Source organism: Nitrospira sp., assembly GCA_005116745.1.
Taxonomy (GTDB): domain Bacteria; phylum Nitrospirota; class Nitrospiria; order Nitrospirales; family Nitrospiraceae; genus Nitrospira_D.
This window is the reverse complement of record SWDS01000004.1, coordinates 19,676-39,335: the sequence shown is the minus strand read 5'-3', so window position 1 is coordinate 39,335 and position 19,660 is coordinate 19,676. Positions and strand designations below refer to the sequence as shown.

Here is a 19,660-nt window from a genome sequence, read left to right as displayed (position 1 = left end):
CGACGCCGGCCGCCACGCGCCCGCTCTGGCCGAGAAATTCTCGTCGCGACGACCCAGGGGCGTCGGTCGGTATTCCTGCGTCCGTGACCTCTGGGGTAGTCTGTAAAGTGTTCTTGTCCATGTTGCATCACTCCTTTTGGTGTGTGGTGAGGTGCAGACGTTACTATTGATGCGTTGTTAACGAGAAACTATTCGGGGACGACTCGCTTCGGCCTTCCTTATTGAACCTGGTATCTCACATAAGAGGGCATAGACCTATCGGGGAAATCCTGAAAGATTGTCGGGAAATCCCCTAGAGAGGTGGGGCCATCGAGTGTACTGGAAGAACGTGGGAATGCGAATGAATGAGGGAAGTATTAAGCTACAAAATTTCGCGTTGATGCATACTCAGTTTGACCAGCGGACCGGTCGGCCCTTCAGACCTTTCGCAGTAGGCTTCGATGGCATACTTCACAACCGTCGGGTTCATAGTCTTGCGCTTCGAGTTAGAACTCAAGCAGAGTAAAAACTTTGTACCCAGTCTCTGGATATAGATCCAGGGTTGCAAATGAGTACACGACGCCGCAAGCACAATCGCTTGCGGCGTCGCTATTCCTGATACATGAACGGGCGATTAGTCCTTCGCTAGATCCAGGCCTTCATAGCGTGTCCTCCTTGTCCTAGGTGCCTAAGCCTTTCTCCCGATCCACCGCAACAGAAGCGCCTTACGCGGTGATCGTCTTCGCCGTCACCAGCGAGGTCTGCTCGGGCAGTACGTGCTCGCCGGTCTTGTCCGTGGACAAGCAGAGCGAACAGATATAGCCTGCGTGAACGGCGGCCTTGGTCATGTCCGGACGCTCGTAATCATGGTGGCACACATGGCATTTCAGGTGCTCTCCAGACGGGTTGCCGTACATGTCGTACATGGGCAGGGCGATGCCGTCGTCGGTGCGCCGCAAGTAGTACTTGCCCTTCGTCGCAATAGCAATGATGGGTGGCAGCACCAGTGCGAGCCCAATCGCCACCAGTGGTGAGTATGGCCGCACTGCTTCACCGAGCCCGCCAAAGAATGCGATAACGGACAGACCGGCGGCGATCAGCATCGACCCGAAGCCCACGGGATTGAAGTCGTACAGCATCCCACGACGGAACTCCGGCGCTTTTGGTGAAAGCTGCAGCAGGTATTTGTTGAAGACGATGTCCGAGGCCACCACCACGACCCAGGCCATGCCGCAGTTGGCGTAGAACCCTAGGATGGTGTTCAGGAAGTCAAACATGTTCGCTTCCATCAGGATCAATGCGATCAGCAGGTTCACGGCGAGGAATACGATGCGGCCCGGATAGTGCTTGGTCATGCGGGTGAACGCGTTCGTCCATGCCAGGGATCCCGAGTAGGCATTGGTCACGTTGATCTTGATCTGGCTGATCACCACGAGCACGACCGCCAGCGTCATCGCGAGCCAGCCCGGCAAGAAGTTCTGGTAGATTTCCAGGAACTGGTGCACAGGCTGATTGGCGATGCCGGCGCTGCCCACAACATTGGTGATCAGGTACACAGCCAGGAACAGTCCAACGACCTGTTTGATCGCGCCGAAGAATACCCAGCCTGGCCCGGCCAGGATCAGCCAGGTCCACCAGGTGCGCTTATTCTCCGGGGTCAGCGGCGGCATGAAGCGCAGGTAGTCGTTCTGTTCGGCAATCTGCGCAATCAGCGACAAGCAGACGCCTGCAGCCAACAATGTCGAGCCGAGGTCGAACCCGGCCTTGCCGCTCTCACCGGCGTAGGCAAAGAACTGGCCGACCGACTCCGGGTGACTGACAACCAGATAGACGAACGGCGCGACCATCAGAATGAGCCACAGGGGCGTCGTCCAGACCTGCAGCGTCGAAAGCACTTTCATGCCGTAGATCACCAACGGGAAGATGACGAGCGTCGACGCTGCGTACCCCATCCATAGCGGGATGCCGAGCCCGAGTTCGAGTCCCTGGGCCATGATGGAGCCCTCGAGCGCGAAGAAGATGAAGGTGAAGGTCGCGAAGATAACGTTGGTGACGACCGAGCCGTAATAGCCAAACCCGCTGCCGCGCGTGACGAGGTCAAGGTCGATGTTGTACCGCGCCGAGTAGTAGGCGACGGGAAAGCCGGTGGCAAGGATGACGATCGCGAAGATGAGAATCCCCCACAGCGCGTTCGTCGTGCCGTACGAGATACCGACGTTGGCGCCGATGGCGAAGTCGGCGAGGTAGGCAATGCCGCCTAGTGCCGAGATGCCGACGACCCCTGTCGACCACTTGCGGTAACTACGCGGCGCGAACCGCAGCGTGTAATCCTCCATGGTTTCCTTGCTGGCCGTCATGGTGTCGAGGTCCGCCTCGTCCATTCCTGGTTTCCTGCTGGGCTTTTGCGTCATGGTGGTCATAGCTAGGACCTCCTGGTTTCCGTCATGTGACACTCGTGTTCCCACTGCGAGCTAAATCGCTGATTGCGGCGTCGGTGGTGCTCGCCATGGGGATCTACGCGGTGATATGGATCGGGCGGACGATGCAATAAGGCTGGCTTCTGAGCCTCGTCTCCTCGACCCTGGCGAGGTGCTACCTTATTCGCCTGCCGTAAGTTGCCAACTGCCCGATTGATGTTCTTGTCCATCCTCTTAATGAGTCGGTAGCCGTAGTGATAGCTCCCTTGGACCTGTTCTTTCTTGGATGCTGCGCGAATCATTCTGCCCCCTGTGTAATGTCAGGTATCTCATAATAGATGGCGTAGCCCTATCGGGAAAATCCTGAAAGAATGGCGGGAGATCCCTGAGAGGGGCCGTCGAGTGTACTGAAAGAACGTGGGAATGCAGATGAATCGGCAAAGAACTAGGAATCGGGCTGAATCAATCCGACACGCATCGCAAAGCGAACGAGCCCGGGCACATCATGAATGTCGAGCCGTTCCATCAATTGGCTGCGGTGGGTTTCGACGGTTTTCACGCTCACATTCAGACGTTGGGCAATATCTTTCGTCGTTTGCCCTTCTGCGACGAGCTGCAGGATTTCGCGTTGGCGCATGCTCAGTTTGGCCAGCGGACCGGTCTGCCCTTCAGACTTTTCGCGGTAAGCTTCGATGGCATACTTCACAACCGCCGGGGTCAGGTACTTCTCCCCCCTGGCGACCGTCTTGAGGGCCAACTCTAGTTCAGCCAATTCTGCACCTTTCAACAGATAGCCTGAAGCGCCCACCTGCAATGCTTGTTGGAGGTATTCTTCATTGGCATACATCGACAGCAAAATCACGCGTGTGGTCGGCGAATCCTTCACGATCCGGGCGGTCGCATCGAGTCCGTTCAATCCCGGCATGGCAATATCCATCAAGACAAGATCCGGCGCGTCCATCTGCACAGACTTGACAGCCTCTAACCCATCCCCCATGTCCCCAACCACCTCGATCCCCTCGATTTTTTGCAGGAGGGCCTTCATACCAGCTCTCACTAACGCATGATCTTCCACGATCAGAATCCGGATAGGGCTCATGGCGATATGACCTCAGCCGTGACCTCCGGCGTTGTCAGTTGTTGCTCTGTGAGCGGAAAGCACAACTCGAGCCTGGTCCCTTCACTCGGCACTGATGAGATGGCAAAGCTGCCGCCGGCCAGCCGTACACGCTCTTCCAGGCCGAGCAATCCGATACTTTGTCCGCCCAGTGCACGCTGTTTTGCCAACATGACGTCAAATCCAACACCGTCGTCTTGGATAATAAGCGTGATATTCTGCGCCTGTCGGCACAATGTCAGATCGACCGTCTTCGCCTTCGCGTACTTCGCGATATTGGTCAGCGCTTCTTGCACCACCCGAAAGCAGCTGACCTCGATAGGAGCAGGAATTCGCTCTGCGATTCTCTCAAGAGACAGTGACAGGATCCACCCATTCCGCGCTGCCTGCCGATTCACATACCACCGGAGTGCGGGCACCAGACCTAAATCGTCGAGAAGCGACGGCCGGAGATCCAACGCCAGGCTCCGCACTTGAGTCAGCAGGCGATCCACCAGCTCAAGGCTATCCGTGAGCGAGCCGAGCCGAGCCTCCCCGACCTCACTATGCTGGATATCTTGCAAGTCGATCTTCAGGGCCGTCAGCAACTGTCCGACTTCGCTCCTCCTCCTGTACTTGCATCAATCGGTTGGACAGTATCCGGAGGGAATGGTTGGCGGCACTCAATTCGGCGGTTCGCTCCTTCACTCGTATTTCTAATGCCTCGTGCGCTTGCCTCAGAAGGACCTCCCCCCTCTTTCTATCGCTGATATCCCTGATGACCTTCGAGACCCCTACAAACTGACCAACCTCGTCCTTGAGCGGCGACAATGTGACTGACACATCGATATATCGGCCGTCCTTGGTCAGCCGTACGGCATCATAACTTTGAATATCATGGGTTCCCCGCACTGTGGCCAGCTCCCAGGCTCTGTCCCGAGAGAGATGGGCTGGAATAATCGTGAGAGTCGAGCGGCCGATCATCTCGTTGGCGGTATACCCGAAAAGACGCTCCGCACCAGCATTCCACGACGTCACGAATCCGTCGGGGGTCACGCTCAAAATGGCGTCGCTACTGCTCTCCACGATCGCACCCAGTCGCCTGGTGGCATCGTCGAGTTTGGCCCTTCTCGCTCGCGCCACGAGCCATGCCGTCATCCACAGGAGGGCGATGCCCACAACACGATTGAAGCCGGCAATGTCTACCGGAATGAAAGGAGGAGACAGTGTGTGCCCCAGGTACGCAAGAACCGTCCCGATGGTCGCAACGAGATACGGGGCAATCGGCCACTCAATCCAGAGGGTCAAGATCGCGCCAAACACATCTCCCACAACCCAGACCGCATATCCCCACGGCATGAACACATCGAGAAGGAACGTCCCAGCCAGGATCAACGGAATCAGTGCTCGGGCATAGTTACTGTTCATGACAGTCCGCGATCTGAAACGACATGACCACCTGTCGTTCGACGATGGCTACACGACGACGCACCAACTCCCTCTGCCGCCAGACCGTGCATGATACCCTGAAACAAGGATCGGGATCGAGAATGGATTGGTGGAACCACACTCCTAGTTATTTCTCTCAGCCGTTTGCCGGTTCACCACCCATACCCCGGCCAGGATGAGACCGATACCGATCAGTTCAATCAGTCCGATGGCTTCCCCTAGAATCAAGGCTGATAGCCCAATGGCGGCAACCGGCGTCAGATTGCCCAGAACCGACGCCCGTGAAGGGCCGACCCCCTTGACGCCAAACAACCAAGCCTGTTGCGCGACTGCCGTCGCGAAGACGATCAGGTAGCCGAGCGCCAGCCAATCGGACGTCGTCACCGATCCGATCCCGGCATTCATGACCTTGTGGTCGGTCCAGAGCAGTGGAATTTGAAGAACGGTTGCCACGAGCAGCGTCGTCCAGTTGACCGTGAGGGCCGACACCCGCTCCATGAGCGCGCGGCTGCCGATACTATAGAGCGCCCAGCTCACGACCCCGAGAAAGACCAACATACTCCCCAGTAGCGGATGCTCGCCGGCTGCTTGAAAGCCTGCGACAGAGACCAGTCCGACACCTGCGAACGACAGCAGTGCGCCAGCCCACACGGCACGCAACGGCACATCTCGACTCAATATGGCCGAGAGCAGAGCCGTCACGACAGGGCTTGCCCCAATGATCACACCGCCGACCGCACCGCTGACGTAGTTCAGACCCATCATAATGAGCAGATGGTTCCCCAAGACGCCAAGCCCCAGAAGCCCCAGCAACCCCATGTCGCCGCGGCTTATCGTGAGTGCACCACCCTCCTTCGACCACCAGGTCGCCAATAAGATTGCCAGTCCTCCGATATCACGAAGAACCGAGGCTTCGACGGCAGAGAACGAGCCGAGCGCCATCTTCTGTGCCACGATCGACCCGCCCCATAGTACGGCTGCCAGGATGACAGATCCGTAGGCCATCGTCGTGGAGGGTTGACTCATAGTAACTGGGATACCGTCGTTCTGGCTCGCCGTCAAGGGGTATTCCACGACAATCCAGGTTGATTGACAGCGTTTACCTATCCACGTCGCGTTCGTCTAACAAACAAGACAGGTCAACAGGGAGGTATGTTATGTATCACACGCAAGGTTTCCACGGAGTGTTAGCCCTAGTGGCAAGTGCGTCACTTCTCTTGGCAGGCTGCACAACGGCTCTTGTCCATGACGACGTCAAGTACCCACAAACTGGTGCCCATTGTTCAGGCTCGCAGGGTGCAGACGATTCCTCCATCGCCGTGCTGCCCGTTCCGGTGGTGGCCTTCGTCGTGCCCCACGTCGATCTTCATGACATCAAGGCCGATGAGTATTTGAAGCGCTGCGGCGATCCAACCAGGTTGATCAACCGGAAGGTGGAGGTGAACCGTACCGCGTGCATTCCGGCCGGATTGACTCGCATCATCACCCTCGGAATCTGGCAATGGTGCCCGGCCAGTGTGTCGTGGGCAGCGGACGTAAAGGCGTCTTAACCCGTCGGTTTTGAGCTGGGCGCGCGTTCTCGGCACATCAGGGTTCACCGATTTACGTTTCGGCATCGCACGACTTAGTCATTCTCTGTTATTTCCCCGGGTCATTATCACTTACACGGCTTACTGAGCTGTCCATGGTCCAACCACCACCAAATGCCCTGGAAAGCGAGACCAACGAAACACGCACGGCGGTTTCAGCTTTAACCCGCTCGTCGTTGATGGAAAGTTTGGTGCGTTGGGCATCCAGCACGGATAAATAATCACTCGCTCCCCTCTGATACAAGGCTTCGGAGGAGCGATACGTTTTCTCTGCTGCTGTTTCGGCCTTCAATAATTGTTCGCGGCGCTCCTTCGACGAGGCATGGGCAACAAAGGCATTTTCCACGTCTTCCAAGGCGAGGAGGAAGGTTTTTTCGTACTTTGCCGCGACTTGATCCAGCCGCGCGTCCGCGGCAGCGATGTGAGCCCGAATGCGTCCCGCGTTGAATATCGGAGCCGTGAGGCCCGCCCCCAGCGCATACACACTCTCCACCAGAGTCGGAAATCCGCCGATGGCCAGTGCGCCGATCCCACCGCTCGCCGACAGCAATACTTTCGGGAACAAATCGGCCCGCGCTGCACCAAGGCTGGCCGCTGCTGCACTCACTTCGGTTTGCGCGAGGCGCAGATCAGGCCGTTGTAGTAGCAGGCTTGAAGGTAACATGTTTGGGATACCGGGCAGGTCGGAAGGATGAGCTGTTGCAGCAATAAGCCGGTGTTCAAGTTTCGCCGGAGATTCGCCCAGCAACACGCTGAGGCGATGGATCAGAGTGACCTCCGCTGCCTTCAATCCAGGAAGAGCACTCTCGGTGCTATGGAGTAAGGTTTCCTGCCGGAACACTTCGGTTTCGTTCGTTAAACCCGCACGATAAAACGCCCGCAGAGTTCTGAGCCTTTCCCGCTGGATGTCGATGTTTTCGCGCAGAATCGCTGTCCGTTCCTGTGCGCCGCGTAGTTCCAGATAGTTCGTCGCCACCTGAGCGAGCAATCCCACTTGCACTCCATGCCGTTCCTCTTTGGTTCCAGCGGCCTGAGCACCTGTTGCCTCAGCCTCAAGACGCCTCGCACCGAAAATATCGATCTCCCACCGTGCAGCAAGACCACCGGTAATGACATTCGCGGTGGGGGTGGTTAGCTCTATCCCCTGCCTGCCCGGTACCGGGATAATGCGGTCAATCCGCTTTTCTCGCCCGCCCGACGTAAAAAAATCAACGCTGGGATAGAGTGCTGATTCCGCGACAGTGATGATCGCGTTGGCCTCGCGAACGCGAGCCGTTGCGATTCTAAGATCGTGGTTCGCGGCTAATGCTTGGCTGATCAACTCGTTCAAAAGTGGATCGTGAAATCCTTGCCACCATTCTTTGAGATCAGCCTGATTGGAATTGTCTTGAACAACTGGGGCATGCGACCAATCCGTCGGAGTCGATACTGGCACCCGATCACTCATCCGGGTCGGTGTACACCCTGCGAACATGAAGATCATCAGGACGACAAGCGGCAGTGAATGGCGCGTCGTCGCGGCAATCGCTCCATCAACCTGGACTGAATCCCTGGGGAATAGAATTTCATTCGACCCTGCCGGCGACCCATCAGCGTGAGCACGGTTCCGTGTGACCCGAAACCAGGCCGCATACAACGCGGGCAGGAAGAACACGGTCAGTATGGTCGCGATGGTGAGTCCGCCCATGATGGCGATAGCTTGCGGCCCGAAGAAATCGTTGCGTGACAATGGAATCATTGCCAGGATCGCCGCCGCCGCAGTCAACAGAATGGGTCTGAACCGCCGGACGGTCGATTCTACAATGGCAGTCCAGGTATCCCGCCCGGCCCTTTCGTCCTGTTCGATCTGGTCCACCAGAATCAAGGAGTTTCGCATGATCATGCCGGCCAAGGCGATGATGCCGAACAAGGCCACAAAACCAAAAGGAGCATCGAACAGCAACAGGGCGAATGCGGCCCCGATCACACCCAAAGGCGCCGTGACGAATACGAGAAACGTTCGAGATAGGTTTTGTAACTGCATCATCAGCAGAATGAGCGTGATGATCACCACCAGGGGAATCCAGATCAGGATCGACTTCTGCGCGATCCAGGCATCTTCCTTGGCTGCACCGGTCTCAATGAAATAGCCGGCCGGGAGGCTCTCTTTGATGAGCTCGAGCTTCGGAATGATCTGCGTCGCTACATCGGGCGCCAACATCCCATCTATCACATCGGCTCGTACCGAGATCGCCGGGAAGCGGTTGCGGCGCCAGCGGACGCCGTCTTCGAAGACAGTTTCGAATGTGACGAACTGCGCCAGTGGTGCCGATCTACCGTTGGCCGTCCGAACAGTGACATTGGGCAAATCATCGGCGGCGCCGCGCAAGTTCTTTTGCGCCCTCCAAATAATGTCGATGAGCTTATCATCCTCGCGGAACTGTCCAACGGGAATTCCCGTATAATGTGCTTGCAAGGCTTGCGACAAACTCGAAGTTGCGACACCAAGTGCACGTGCTTTGTCTTGATCCAGGACAAGGCGAGACGAAGGAATGCGATCATGCCAGTCGTCATTTACATCGACCGCGTTGGGGTTAGCGCGCACGACCTCGGCTACCCGGTCGGCGATGCCACGAACGATCTTGGGATCTTCACCGAATACCCTGAACACGAGCGGATAATCCATCGGTGGTCCGACGTTCAGGCGCATGGTACGTCCGCGCACTTCCGGGAAATCGGTGGCGAAGACGAGTCGAAGACGTTGCATGACGCGTTCGCGCGCCACATTGTCACGGGTCATTACGACGAATTCGGCGAGATTGATATTAGCCAGTTGTTGCACGATCAGCAGGAAAAACCGCGGACTGCCGCCGCCGATATAGGTCGCATAATTCAGTACATCTTCGTCCTTGGCAAGCAGCGCTTCCATGCGCTTGGCAACCGCTTCGGTTTCTGCGAAGGAACTCCCCTCCGGCAACCAGAGGTCAATGATGACTTCTGGCCGATTGGACAGCGGGAAAAACTGTTGGGGAACTTGTGTGAGGGTCGCGATGCCCACACCGAACAGGGCCACGGTCCCGAGAATCACTTTGTTGCGATGTTCCACGCAACGATCCACCCAGGAGCGCAGATGGTTATAGAACCCCGTGTCAAAAAGATCGTGGCTGGACCTGTCGCTGCTGCCCTTGGTCTTGAGCATCAGAAACCCCAAATAGGGTGTAAAGATTACTGCCCCGATCCAGGAAAGAAGTAGCGCGATGCCCACAACCTGGAAAATCGAGACGGTATATTCGCCTGCCTGCGTTTTGGCCAAGCCCACCGGCAGAAAACCGACAATAGTGAGCATGGTACCGGTTAACATCGGGAAGGCCGTCGCGCTATAGGCAAACGTCGCGGCCTGCATCCGATCCAACCCCTCTTCGAGTTTACGCGCCATCATTTCGGCAGCGATCATGCCGTCGTCGACGAGAAGCCCCAGTGCGAGGATCAAGGCATTCAGGGATATCCGGTGCAGATCGATTCCGAACAGCAGCATACACAGTAAGGTGCTGGCCAGCACCAGGGGTACGGTGAGGGCGACGACGGAGCCGGTTCGAAATCCGAGGCTCAGAAAGCCAACGAGTAGCACGGCGGTCAGTGCCTCGAAGAACGTACTCGAAAATTCCCACATCTGGGTTTTCACGACCTGCGACTGATTGGCGACCACGTTGATATCGATGCCCATCGGCAGTTCGCTCTCAACGTGGGATATGGTGGTTTCCAGTGCTTTCCCGAGCTCCAACACATCGCCTTTCTTGTTCATGGTGACGCCGAGCCCGATGACTGCCTTGCCGTTGAAGTGCATCTTGAATTCCGGTGGATCAGTGTAGCCCCGGGTCACTTTGGCGAAATCACTGACCCTGATGGTCCGACCTTCGATGCGCACCGCCAGGTTTGCCACGCTATCCACCGAGTCGAAGGAGCCCGTCAGTCGTATGGGGAGGTTATGTTGTGAAGAAAACACGGTTCCCGCTGGCACCATGCTATTCTGCGCCTGGAGCACCTGGGCGACCACCGCAGTGTCCAGATTCAATTCGGCCAGCTTCTTGTCGGAAAACTCGACATAAATCTTTTCGTCTTGGACGCCGATGAGATCGACTTTCTCGACATCCTTGACGCGCAAGATCTGCTGGCGAGCCGAATCTGCCGCAGTTTTCAACTCGGCATAGCTGAAACCTCTCCCAGAAAAGGCATAGAGGAGGCTATAGGTGTCGCCGAACTCGTCGTTGAAAAAGGGACCGACGATGCCCGCCGGCAAGCTTAGGCGGATATCACCGACTTTTTTGCGAACTTGATACCAGAGATTCGGAATCTCCTTGGGCGGCGTGTCCTCGCGAGGCGTAACGAAAATCACCGATTCGCCGGATTTCGAGTAACTACGGAGGATGTCAAGGTTGGGCAGTTCCTGGATTTTCTTTTCCAAGCGGTCGGTCACCTGTTGCTCCGTTTCCGCAGCGGTCGCCCCGGGGTAAAGGGTTTTCACGACCATCACCCGGAAAGTGAACTCCGGGTCTTCCCTTTGTCCCAGCTGGAAATAGGCGAAAATCCCCCCGAACAGCACCAGCACCATGAGAAACCCGGTGGTGGAGCGATGTGTGAGTACCCACTCGCTTAGATTGAAATCCTTCATGGCCGATCCTCCTTGCTGCCTGCGACCTGTTCCGGCAAGCGCACCGCCTGTCCCTCAGCCAGGCGTTGGACCCCGGCACTGACGACCAATTGTCCGGACCGGACTCCCGCGACGACGATGTGCTCTCCGTCCAGGGACTCGCCCAGCTGAACCGGTACGGATCTGACCGTGCTTGCCTCTTCGTTCACCAACCACACACGCGGGCGCTCAGGCTCATTCTGAGGGGTGAATACGGCCGAGAGCGGTACAGCGAGACGAGGCGATGTTGTTACAGGAATCCACACCGTCGCTGTCTTCCCAAGTCGTACTTCATCCTGTCCCTCAAGCACGGTCGCCTTGACGCGATAGGTGCGGCTGGCCGGGTCGGCCGCTGCCGCGATCTCGCGTATACGAGCCTGGATTTGTTTGTCGCCGCTGGCCCACAAAGTCACGCGGACTTTCTGATGGAGTTCGATTTCCGCCACGCGCTGCTCGGGAATATCGATATGGATTTCCTTCTCATCAAGCCGGGCCAGCTTGACGATCGGCTGACCGGCGGTCACTACCTCTCCGATCTCGGCTTCCAGTGCGGTCACCACCCCGTCCCGATCCGCCAGCAGATCGGTGTACTGTAATTGGTTGGTCGCTTGGTTCAGTTGTGCGTGCAGCACTGCTACCCGTTCTCGCGCGGTGATGTATGCGGTGTCATGCCGGTCGAACTCGGCTGGACTAATGACCCGCTCGTTGAGGAGTTCGCGGTAACGAGTCAGATCATCCCGCGCAAAATCCTGTTCCGCTCGAGCGGATTTGAGCTGGGCGTTCAGCGCGTCCCTTCCAAGTTGATAATCGTTGGAATCAAGCCTCGCTAAGCGCTGACCTTTGTGCACGCGATCACCCACCTCAACGAGACGGTCAATCATTTTGCCGGATACCCGGAAGGCTAAGGTCGTTTCGTATCGTGCCCGTACTTCCCCAGCGAAACTCATCACCCCTGCGGCAGCCTCATCGCCGATTCGTACGACCTTCACGGGCCGTACAATCTGATGTGGTTGTTTGTCTTGAGGGGTGCACCCAAGAAACATCATGAGTGGCAGCAGCAGGCAAGCAAGTAATTTGCCTCGCACGTGCACGATCGAGGACAATGGTGTGTTTCCCAAGATCGAAGACCGCCAGAAGTCTGCTCGTCGTTTTGCATAAGCACATATCAGAGACTCCTTCTCGAGATGGAGCAGTGCGGCTTGGAACCAAATTTTCTCGAGCGCTGCCGTGATCAACTTTCTTGGTTTTGTCATATTGTCTCTCCCTCGTGGTTTCGTGCCCGGTAAGTGCAAATGGTATATAGTTGTATATGCAATTACAAAATCAAAAAAACTCGTCTACCTCGTCGGAAATCCGAACTTGCTGGCTCCGAGGCTTTTTAACAGTGTCTCACCCTCATCCCCGATCAGCGTTCGCGCACGATCCTGCGCCTTTTGCCAAGACGGAACGATTTGATTCAGAAGATCACGACCTTTTGCAGTGACCTGCAACGGCGAGCCTCGACCGTCTTCTCCATCGATACGCTCTTCTATCCAACCATTGGTCAGCATTATCTTGAGATTACGGGTCAGCGTTGATGGATCGAGGTGAAGACGCTTTCCAATGTCGATACGTCGAACGGGGCCGATTCTGGCCACAACGACCAGGAGATTAAGTTGTGTTGCTTTCAGACCATAGGAACGTAATTCATTATCGTAGATCCCTGTGAGAACACGTGTGAGTACACGTGCACGACTCAACAGACACTCACATCCTATCTGTTCAAGAATATCTTTATTGTGTTTCATGACTGGTACCTCACTGACCATATAGTTGCATATGCAACTATATGGCGTCAAGAAAAAACTTGGGAGTAAGAAAGAGGGGCGGAGCAGACGGTCCGATGGCACTGCGATCTGAAGTCTAGGAGCCTCAGAATTTGGTACCCTGTTCCCACAAGACCGTCGTAATACATGGACCATCCGTTTTCTTTCTGGGTATGGATAGTGTAGGAGTAGAGGGAACCTGGAGTATCAGATGCGATCAATGTTGTTACAATCAACACCCTCGTCGGCACCTGCTTCAGCATATTGCTCATGAATCGTCAGAATTGGCTCGGGTCAGTCTTACTTGTTTCGCTTGTGCTCCTGATCGGTATCGGTCTGGGCGCGTGGAAATACGAATCCATCCAGGGCGAACAGGCGACCTCGGCGAATCAGCCGGAGCCGATGGAGTCCGTGACCATCGCTGTCGCACGAGCCATCGACCATCGCCAGACCACAACCTCGATCGGAACGGTCCTCGCCCTCCGTTCAATTACGCTGAAGAACGAACTGGCAGGAACAGTCCGCGAAGTCAGGCTCACACCCGGACAGATTGTCGAAGCAGGCACACTACTCGTCGCACTCGATGTCTCGGTCGAAGAAGCTGAACTTCGGGCACAAGAGGCCCAGGTCGCGCTCGCCAAGACCGTCCTCAATCGCCGACAACACCTCAGCCAGGAATTCGCGACCACTCAAGAAGAAGTCGATCGAGCGCGCGCAGACTTGGATGTGGCACAGGCCCAGATTGCACGCACCAAGGCGATCATTGCCAAAAAGACGATCCGCGCCCCCTTCCGTGCGAGGGTAGGCATCGCGGACGTCCATCCCGGTCAGTACTTGGATGAAGGAACATTGCTGACAACACTTCAGGGCGTGAGCGAGGCTGTGCATGTGGACTTCACGGTCGCCCAGCAGGTCGCGGCTGGATTACGGGCCGGCGAATCCGTCGAGATATTTGCAGCCAGTGATTCTTCCGCTATCGTGGCCAAGATTGTCGCGCTTGACGCCCGCGTTGATCCGACCACTCGGAACGCCATGATCCGTGCCAGAATCGAAGGCACCCGCAATGTCCCATCACCCGGAGCGTCGGTACGCGTCCGGGTTCCGGTTGGTCCTCCGCGTACAGTCGTCGCCATCCCGGTCAGCGCGTTGCGCAAGGGACCTGGAGGCGACCAGGTGTTTATCGTTGCACCAAGCAACGATGGCCGCAACCGAGTCCATACCCGCCAGGTTGAAAGCGGCCCCATGATCGGCGACGAGATTGTGATCCATGCTGGTCTGACGGCAGGTGAGCACATCGCCGCCGTGGGCTCGTTTAAGCTTCGTGACGGAATCCTCGTGGCAGTCGCTGAATCTGTCGGGAAGAACTCAAAAGAAACTCACGAGGCCGGGACGCCCTAAACCGATCATCATGCCGCACGACACGACCCGAACATCGTTCACCGACGTCTTCATCAAACATCCTGTGTTGGCCATCGTCGTCAACCTGGTCATCCTCCTTGCCGGTTGGCGCGCGATGACATCACTCCCGGTCCAGCAGTATCCCACGATCGAAAACTCGTTGGTCGTCATCACCACCCTCTACTACGGCGCCGGCGCCGAAACTATTCGTGGGTTCATCAGTACGCCGATCGAACGGGTCGTCTCGGCAATCAGCGGTGTCGACTATGTCGAATCGACCAGCCGCGCTGGAGTCAGCACCGTGACCGTCCATCTCAAATTAAACCACAGCAGTACGGCAGCACTGGCAGAGGTCACCGCACGACTCCAGCAGGTACGATCGGAACTGCCTCCGGAAGCCGAGCCAGCGGTGATCGAGATCCAGCGAGCCGATCGACCCTACGCCTCGTTCTACTTGAGTTTTAGTTCGACGGAGCGTCCGGTCCCCGCCGTCACTGATTGGCTGCTACGCACGTTACAACCCCAGCTCGCAACGTTACCCGGCGTCCAACGAGTCACGTTCGAAGGGGAGCGACAGGTCGCCATGCGTATTTGGATCGACCCTGACCGACTCGCGGCCCTCAACCTCTCGCCCGGCGACGTCCAGGGCGCGCTGCGTCGAAACAACTATTTGGCGGCGGTCGGCCGCACAAAAGGCAATCAGGTCCAGGTCAACTTGCTTGCCAACACCGATCTTCGTTCCACGGCTGAATTTGAGGAGCTGATCGTCGCCGATCGGAACGGGGCCATCGTGCGGCTCAAGGACGTCGCGCGAATCGAACGGGAAGCCGAAGAAGCCACGATCATTGCGAAGTACGATGAGACGGAAGGCGTGTATCTCGGCATCTGGTCGGTGCCCGGCGCGAACGAAATCGACGTCGGACACCGGCTACGCGACGAGATCGAACGTATCCGGCCGACCCTCCCGAGCGATATCGACATGAAACTCGTCTGGGACGGCACGATGTTCATCCGGAACGCCCTGACGGAAATCACCAAAACGTTATCCGAAACGATCCTGATCGTCGCCCTCGTGGTGTTCCTGTTCATGGGATCGGTCCGCACGGCCATTGTGCCGCTCGTGGCCATCCCGATATCGTTGATCGGAACCGCCCTCTTCATGGCCGCGTTCGGATTCAGCCTGAATCTTCTCACCCTGCTCGCCATCGTGCTGTCCGTCGGTCTCGTGGTAGACGATGCCATCGTGGTCGTTGAGAACGTGGAACGGCATGTGCGTCTGGGCCAATCTCGAATCGAGGCCGCGCAAGCCGCCGCCCGGGAGCTGCTGGGCCCGATCATTGCGATGACGATCACGCTCGCGACCGTCTATGCCCCCATCGGCTTCCAAGGCGGGCTAACTGGTTCCTTATTCCTGGAGTTTGCGATCACACTGGCCGTGGCCGTCGTGCTCTCCGGTGTCGTCGCGATCACGCTGTCGCCGGTGATGAGCTCGCGATTCGTCCATCCGCGAGGCAAAGAAGGTCGCTTAACGGCATTCGTCAATCGGCGCTTCGAGGAAGCGCGCGGGATCTACGCCAGGCTCCTCGACAGCACTCTCACTATGCGGTGGGGGGTTGTGGTGGCCGCGCTCCTGATCGTGCTCGCAGCCTGGCCGCTCTATCACTTCTCACGTCAAGAGTTGGCTCCCGTAGAAGATCAGAACCACATCAGCCTCTTCTTCGAAGCGTCGCCGGACTCCACGGTCCAGGCCACCAACCGGCAACACTTCCGGATCGTCAACGCCCTCACGGCCATCCCTGGGGCGGACTACACCTGGTCGCTCACCACGGCATGGGGCGGCTTCGGCGGCGTAGTCGCGAAGGATTGGCACGATCGCGCTCGCTCGACCGAGGAGATGTACGACGACGTGTTCGGCGCGGTGTCGCAAATACCGGGACTCCGTGTATTCCCCAGACTAGACCCGCCGCTCCCCACCCCTGGTCAGTACGACGTGGAGTTGATCGTGCAGAGCGATGCACCGGCCGAACAGATGCTTGAAGCAGTCGGGTCCGTCCTGGGCGCAGGCTGGCAGAGCGGCAAGTTCTTGTATGTGGACACCGACCTCAAAATCGACCTCCCCCAAGCCCGCGTCGTGTTAGATCGTGAGCGGCTCGCGGATTTGGGATTCGACCTGGCTGGAGTCGGTCGTGAGCTGGGCACGATGCTCGGCGGCGGGTACGTCAACCGGTTCAACTACTTCGACCGCAGCTACAAGGTCATTCCTCAACTCGGGGACAAGGATCGCGCAACGGTCGATCCACTGCTTGATCTCAAAATCAAGACACCGGGCGGCCAATTGGTTCCGGTGTCGACATTCACCCATATCGAAACAAGCACTGCGCCGCGCGCATTGAATCGCTTCCAGCAGCGCAACGCCGTCCGCATCTTCGGAGGTCTAAAACCCGGCTTCACCAAGGAAGAGGGGCTCCGTGTGCTTGAAACCGCGGCAGCCTCAAGTGGCCCGCGCGTGGTCATGGACTATGCCGGCGAGTCACGGCAACTCCGCCAGGAAGGAGCGGCGCTCACCGTCACGCTTGGCTTCGCGGTAGTCCTGATCTATTTGGTACTGGCGGCTCAGTTCAAGAGCTTCCGCGATCCCTTGATCGTCTTGCTAGGCTCGGTCCCACTTGCAATGTCCGGCGCCCTGGTGGTGAGTTTTCTCGATCTCACCACAATCAATATTTACTCCCAAGTCGGGCTGATCACGCTGGTGGGATTGATCGCCAAAAACGGCATCCTCATCGTGGAGTTCGCCAATCAACTGCAGGCTCGCGGATACTCTCGGCTGACGGCGGTGCGCGAGGCCTCGCTGACGAGACTGCGGCCGGTGCTGATGACCTCAGCTGCCACTGTCTTTGGTCACCTCCCCCTCGTCTTGGCGATGGGTCCCGGTGCGGCAGCCCGTAACAGTATCGGCATGGTGTTGGTCACCGGCATGACCGTCGGCACGATTTTCACCCTCTTCGTCGTACCCGTTTTTTATTCGCTGATTGCCGCAGAACATTCACCGCTGGAACCGAGCGACGCACGAGAAGAATCGCCGCTGCTGCTGGCAAGGGCCGAAGTCTAAACCGTTGAATACTTTTTCCTTCGGCGACAGCCGCTCGGTATACTTACGGCGTTGTCGGGCGCGACCTGCCGCGATCGAGATCATCAAGACGCCGCTGAAGTTGGCGCATCTCTTCCTTGAGTGCCTCTAATTCCGTCTCCGTCTCCTTCTTCATGACCGGCACCTGACTCTCACGATTCTCGTCAACAGGTACTGCGTTCAGTGTTGACGGACGTGGCGACCCAACGGTCAGCGTTTCATAGTCAAGAACCAGTGAAGCCAATGGCGTCGCAGCGGTGACATCGGGTTGTTCATTCCGGCTCGACAGCCTGGCAGCCTCAGGGCTGAACGTGATTTGGTGCTTCTCCAACCCGGTTGGATTAAGAGCGAGACGACGTAGCGCACCATCCTGACCCGTCCCTTCTTGCCGTGCACGATAGTGCGTGAGAGTCAGATGGAGTAACCGCCCTTGGATGTACAGAATTCCCCCAGTCGTCTCCTGCCTAGACTCGGTGTCGTGCAGCACTCGAAATCCCACCACCTGGCTCTTCGTCGCCTTAGACAAGGCGGTACGAACCAACGGGGTAAGAAACTCAATATCTTCATCGGAAAACACACGCTCCCCGGGAGCCTTATCTATCAGCGAAGTCTGAACTTGCACGCCTTGAAACACAGAAGAAACCACCGCAGAGCTCAGGGAAAGTGGATGGGCCGTTCCGAACCATCCGTCCTCGGCTTTCTGAAGCAATACCGCCCCCTGTGGGCCATCGACCAGCACCTCATCCACAATCTTGGACTGGATGAGGGAACATGCACTCGTGACCAGCCACATCACACTGGCCAAGATTAAAATACTCAGCTGGAATTTTCTGTGGGAAATGCGGATTAAAGCAGCCATGCGCCGTGCCTCAGTGTAGCGCATTGATGTGAATAAGATCGGGCTAAAAGCCGGCATTCACAAACAACCTTCCTTGCAATGAGTCTTGTTCGAATTGCACTGGATTGGGTTGCCCCGCATTAAATGAATCCGTCACACGCCATTCTCCTTGGATGTAGACGCTGGAAGAGATGTGATACCGTATCATGGCGGTCGTTCGCGAGCCTGACGGGGCCGACTCTTGCTTCAAGTGATCCCACCGAGCGCCCACAACCCACGTCTTGTTGGGGATATAGAAACCCTCCACCATCACATTCTGAAGATCTCGCTGATCAAGGGATGCGGCTCTAAAATACCCCGCCGTGACTACAAACGGCCCCATCTTTGCTTCCCCTGCGACACCCCACTTGTCCAACGCCCTGTTGCTGTTTGGGTGACCCGGAAACGGATTGTTCACGGTATCACGCTTGTAAATCGCTCCGATCTGGTAATTATCAAAGAACGTAGCAGCATACGTTGCATAGAAGCCCGGATTCTCCAATCTGCTTACCTCAGTGAGTTGTTGAGGCTGAAACATTCCGATCATGTATCGATGTGAGATAATCTCACCGAGCAGTTGCCCGTTCAGCTCAACAGCCGTGTTGTAGAATTCCAATGCTTCGTCTGCAACCGGAACCCCTGCCGGCGCGATAGTCTGTGCTCGAGCCCCGACTACACCGAGTGCGCTCTGGGCAAAGTATCGTTGTCTGATCACCCGTTGCGAATGCGACAGAAATGGGAGCGCGATATCAAACTGACCGAATCGGACGTTCAGTAAGCCATGTCCGGTTGGGCCAAGCAGATCGTTGATTTGGCCATAGGCCTGATTGACCGCAATCGTCCTATTCGCATACCCGATATCGACATAGGGCGAAAATATGCCAGTCTTCCCCAATGGAGCTCCGGCCATAAGCTCAATCGTGGCAACGCTCAGCTTTGACGTTGGGCGGCTATCATCCGCGTTGTTGTATTCGGCCTCTACGATGATTCGCGCGGAGACAGGCACGTGCTTCATATCTTGAACATCGGTCCACTCTTTATCCTCCGGAAATCGGAATCCGTTCATGCGAAAGCTTTGACCTGTTTGGTTCAGCTTAGGTAGAGCTTGGTGACAGGTCGAACAGGACTTTTCTGTCTGCCGACTGAACGCAGGAATAGCTTCTGCCGTCTTTGGCGCTATGACTGCCGATAACCCTGACGCCATCACGCTCAGCACAACCGCACACAACAACATTCTCATCCGCATTCTGTTTCCCC

At 57.0% G+C, this 19,660-nt stretch carries 12 protein-coding genes and 1 pseudogene; 3 read left to right on the top strand and 10 right to left on the bottom strand.

From position 1 onward, the window contains the following. Nucleotides 1-704 precede the first annotated feature (704 nt). The 5 genes from E8D52_05335 to E8D52_05315 all read right to left on the bottom strand — a co-directional run bounded on the left by E8D52_05335 (nucleotide 705) and on the right by E8D52_05315 (nucleotide 5,967). On the bottom strand, nucleotides 705-2,390 hold the full coding sequence (locus E8D52_05335; GenBank protein TKB69665.1) for a hypothetical protein: 1,686 nt from the start codon (nucleotides 2,388-2,390) through the stop codon (nucleotides 705-707). Nucleotides 2,391-2,841: 451 nt separating this feature from the next. Continuing rightward, on the bottom strand, nucleotides 2,842-3,495 hold the full coding sequence (locus E8D52_05330; GenBank protein TKB69661.1) for a response regulator transcription factor: 654 nt from the start codon (nucleotides 3,493-3,495) through the stop codon (nucleotides 2,842-2,844). Beyond that, nucleotides 3,492-4,100: a hypothetical protein gene (locus E8D52_05325; GenBank protein TKB69660.1), complete on the bottom strand. Its 609-nt coding sequence runs from the start codon at nucleotides 4,098-4,100 to the stop codon at nucleotides 3,492-3,494. Before E8D52_05325 ends, E8D52_05330 begins: the two co-directional genes overlap by 4 nt. Continuing rightward, nucleotides 4,057-4,920, bottom strand: a complete 864-nt coding sequence (locus tag E8D52_05320) for a PAS domain S-box protein (GenBank protein TKB69659.1) — start codon at nucleotides 4,918-4,920, stop codon at nucleotides 4,057-4,059. Before E8D52_05320 ends, E8D52_05325 begins: the two co-directional genes overlap by 44 nt. A 144-nt stretch (nucleotides 4,921-5,064) precedes the next feature. Beyond that, entirely contained in the window at nucleotides 5,065-5,967 is a 903-nt protein-coding gene (locus E8D52_05315; GenBank protein ID TKB69658.1) for a DMT family transporter, read from the bottom strand. Between the two features lie 131 nt (nucleotides 5,968-6,098). Here E8D52_05315 and E8D52_05310 point away from each other — a divergent pair, with 131 nt between their 5' ends. Next, the gene (locus E8D52_05310; protein TKB69657.1) at nucleotides 6,099-6,491 is read left to right on the top strand and encodes a hypothetical protein; all 393 of its coding nucleotides are present in this window, start codon (nucleotides 6,099-6,101) and stop codon (nucleotides 6,489-6,491) included. 1,651 nt (nucleotides 6,492-8,142) lie between these two features. On the opposite strand, the pseudogene E8D52_05305 reads toward E8D52_05310, so the two are convergent. The 3 genes and pseudogenes from E8D52_05305 to E8D52_05295 form a co-directional block, all read right to left on the bottom strand. Next, a pseudogene (locus E8D52_05305) lies at nucleotides 8,143-11,178 on the bottom strand (efflux RND transporter permease subunit). Continuing rightward, the gene (locus E8D52_05300) at nucleotides 11,175-12,242 is read right to left on the bottom strand and encodes an efflux RND transporter periplasmic adaptor subunit (GenBank protein ID TKB69664.1); all 1,068 of its coding nucleotides are present in this window, start codon (nucleotides 12,240-12,242) and stop codon (nucleotides 11,175-11,177) included. Before E8D52_05300 ends, E8D52_05305 begins: the two are co-directional and overlap by 4 nt. Nucleotides 12,243-12,533: 291 nt before the next feature. Further along, nucleotides 12,534-13,157, bottom strand: coding sequence for a winged helix-turn-helix transcriptional regulator (locus tag E8D52_05295; GenBank protein TKB69656.1), 624 nt, complete (start codon nucleotides 13,155-13,157; stop codon nucleotides 12,534-12,536). A 114-nt stretch (nucleotides 13,158-13,271) separates the two neighbouring features. Here E8D52_05295 and E8D52_05290 point away from each other — a divergent pair, with 114 nt between their 5' ends. Further along, entirely contained in the window at nucleotides 13,272-14,399 is a 1,128-nt protein-coding gene (locus E8D52_05290; GenBank protein TKB69655.1) for an efflux RND transporter periplasmic adaptor subunit, read from the top strand. 10 nt (nucleotides 14,400-14,409) lie between these two features. Continuing rightward, entirely contained in the window at nucleotides 14,410-17,508 is a 3,099-nt protein-coding gene (locus E8D52_05285) for an efflux RND transporter permease subunit (protein TKB69654.1), read from the top strand. Nucleotides 17,509-17,551: 43 nt separating this feature from the next. Here the strand turns inward: E8D52_05285 and E8D52_05280 are convergent, their stop codons facing one another. Next, nucleotides 17,552-18,385: a hypothetical protein gene (locus E8D52_05280; protein TKB69653.1), complete on the bottom strand. Its 834-nt coding sequence runs from the start codon at nucleotides 18,383-18,385 to the stop codon at nucleotides 17,552-17,554. Nucleotides 18,386-18,428: 43 nt separating this feature from the next. Continuing rightward, a complete protein-coding gene (locus tag E8D52_05275) occupies nucleotides 18,429-19,643 on the bottom strand; it encodes a hypothetical protein (GenBank protein TKB69652.1) in 1,215 nt (404 codons plus the stop codon). Nucleotides 19,644-19,660: the final 17 nt, after the last annotated feature.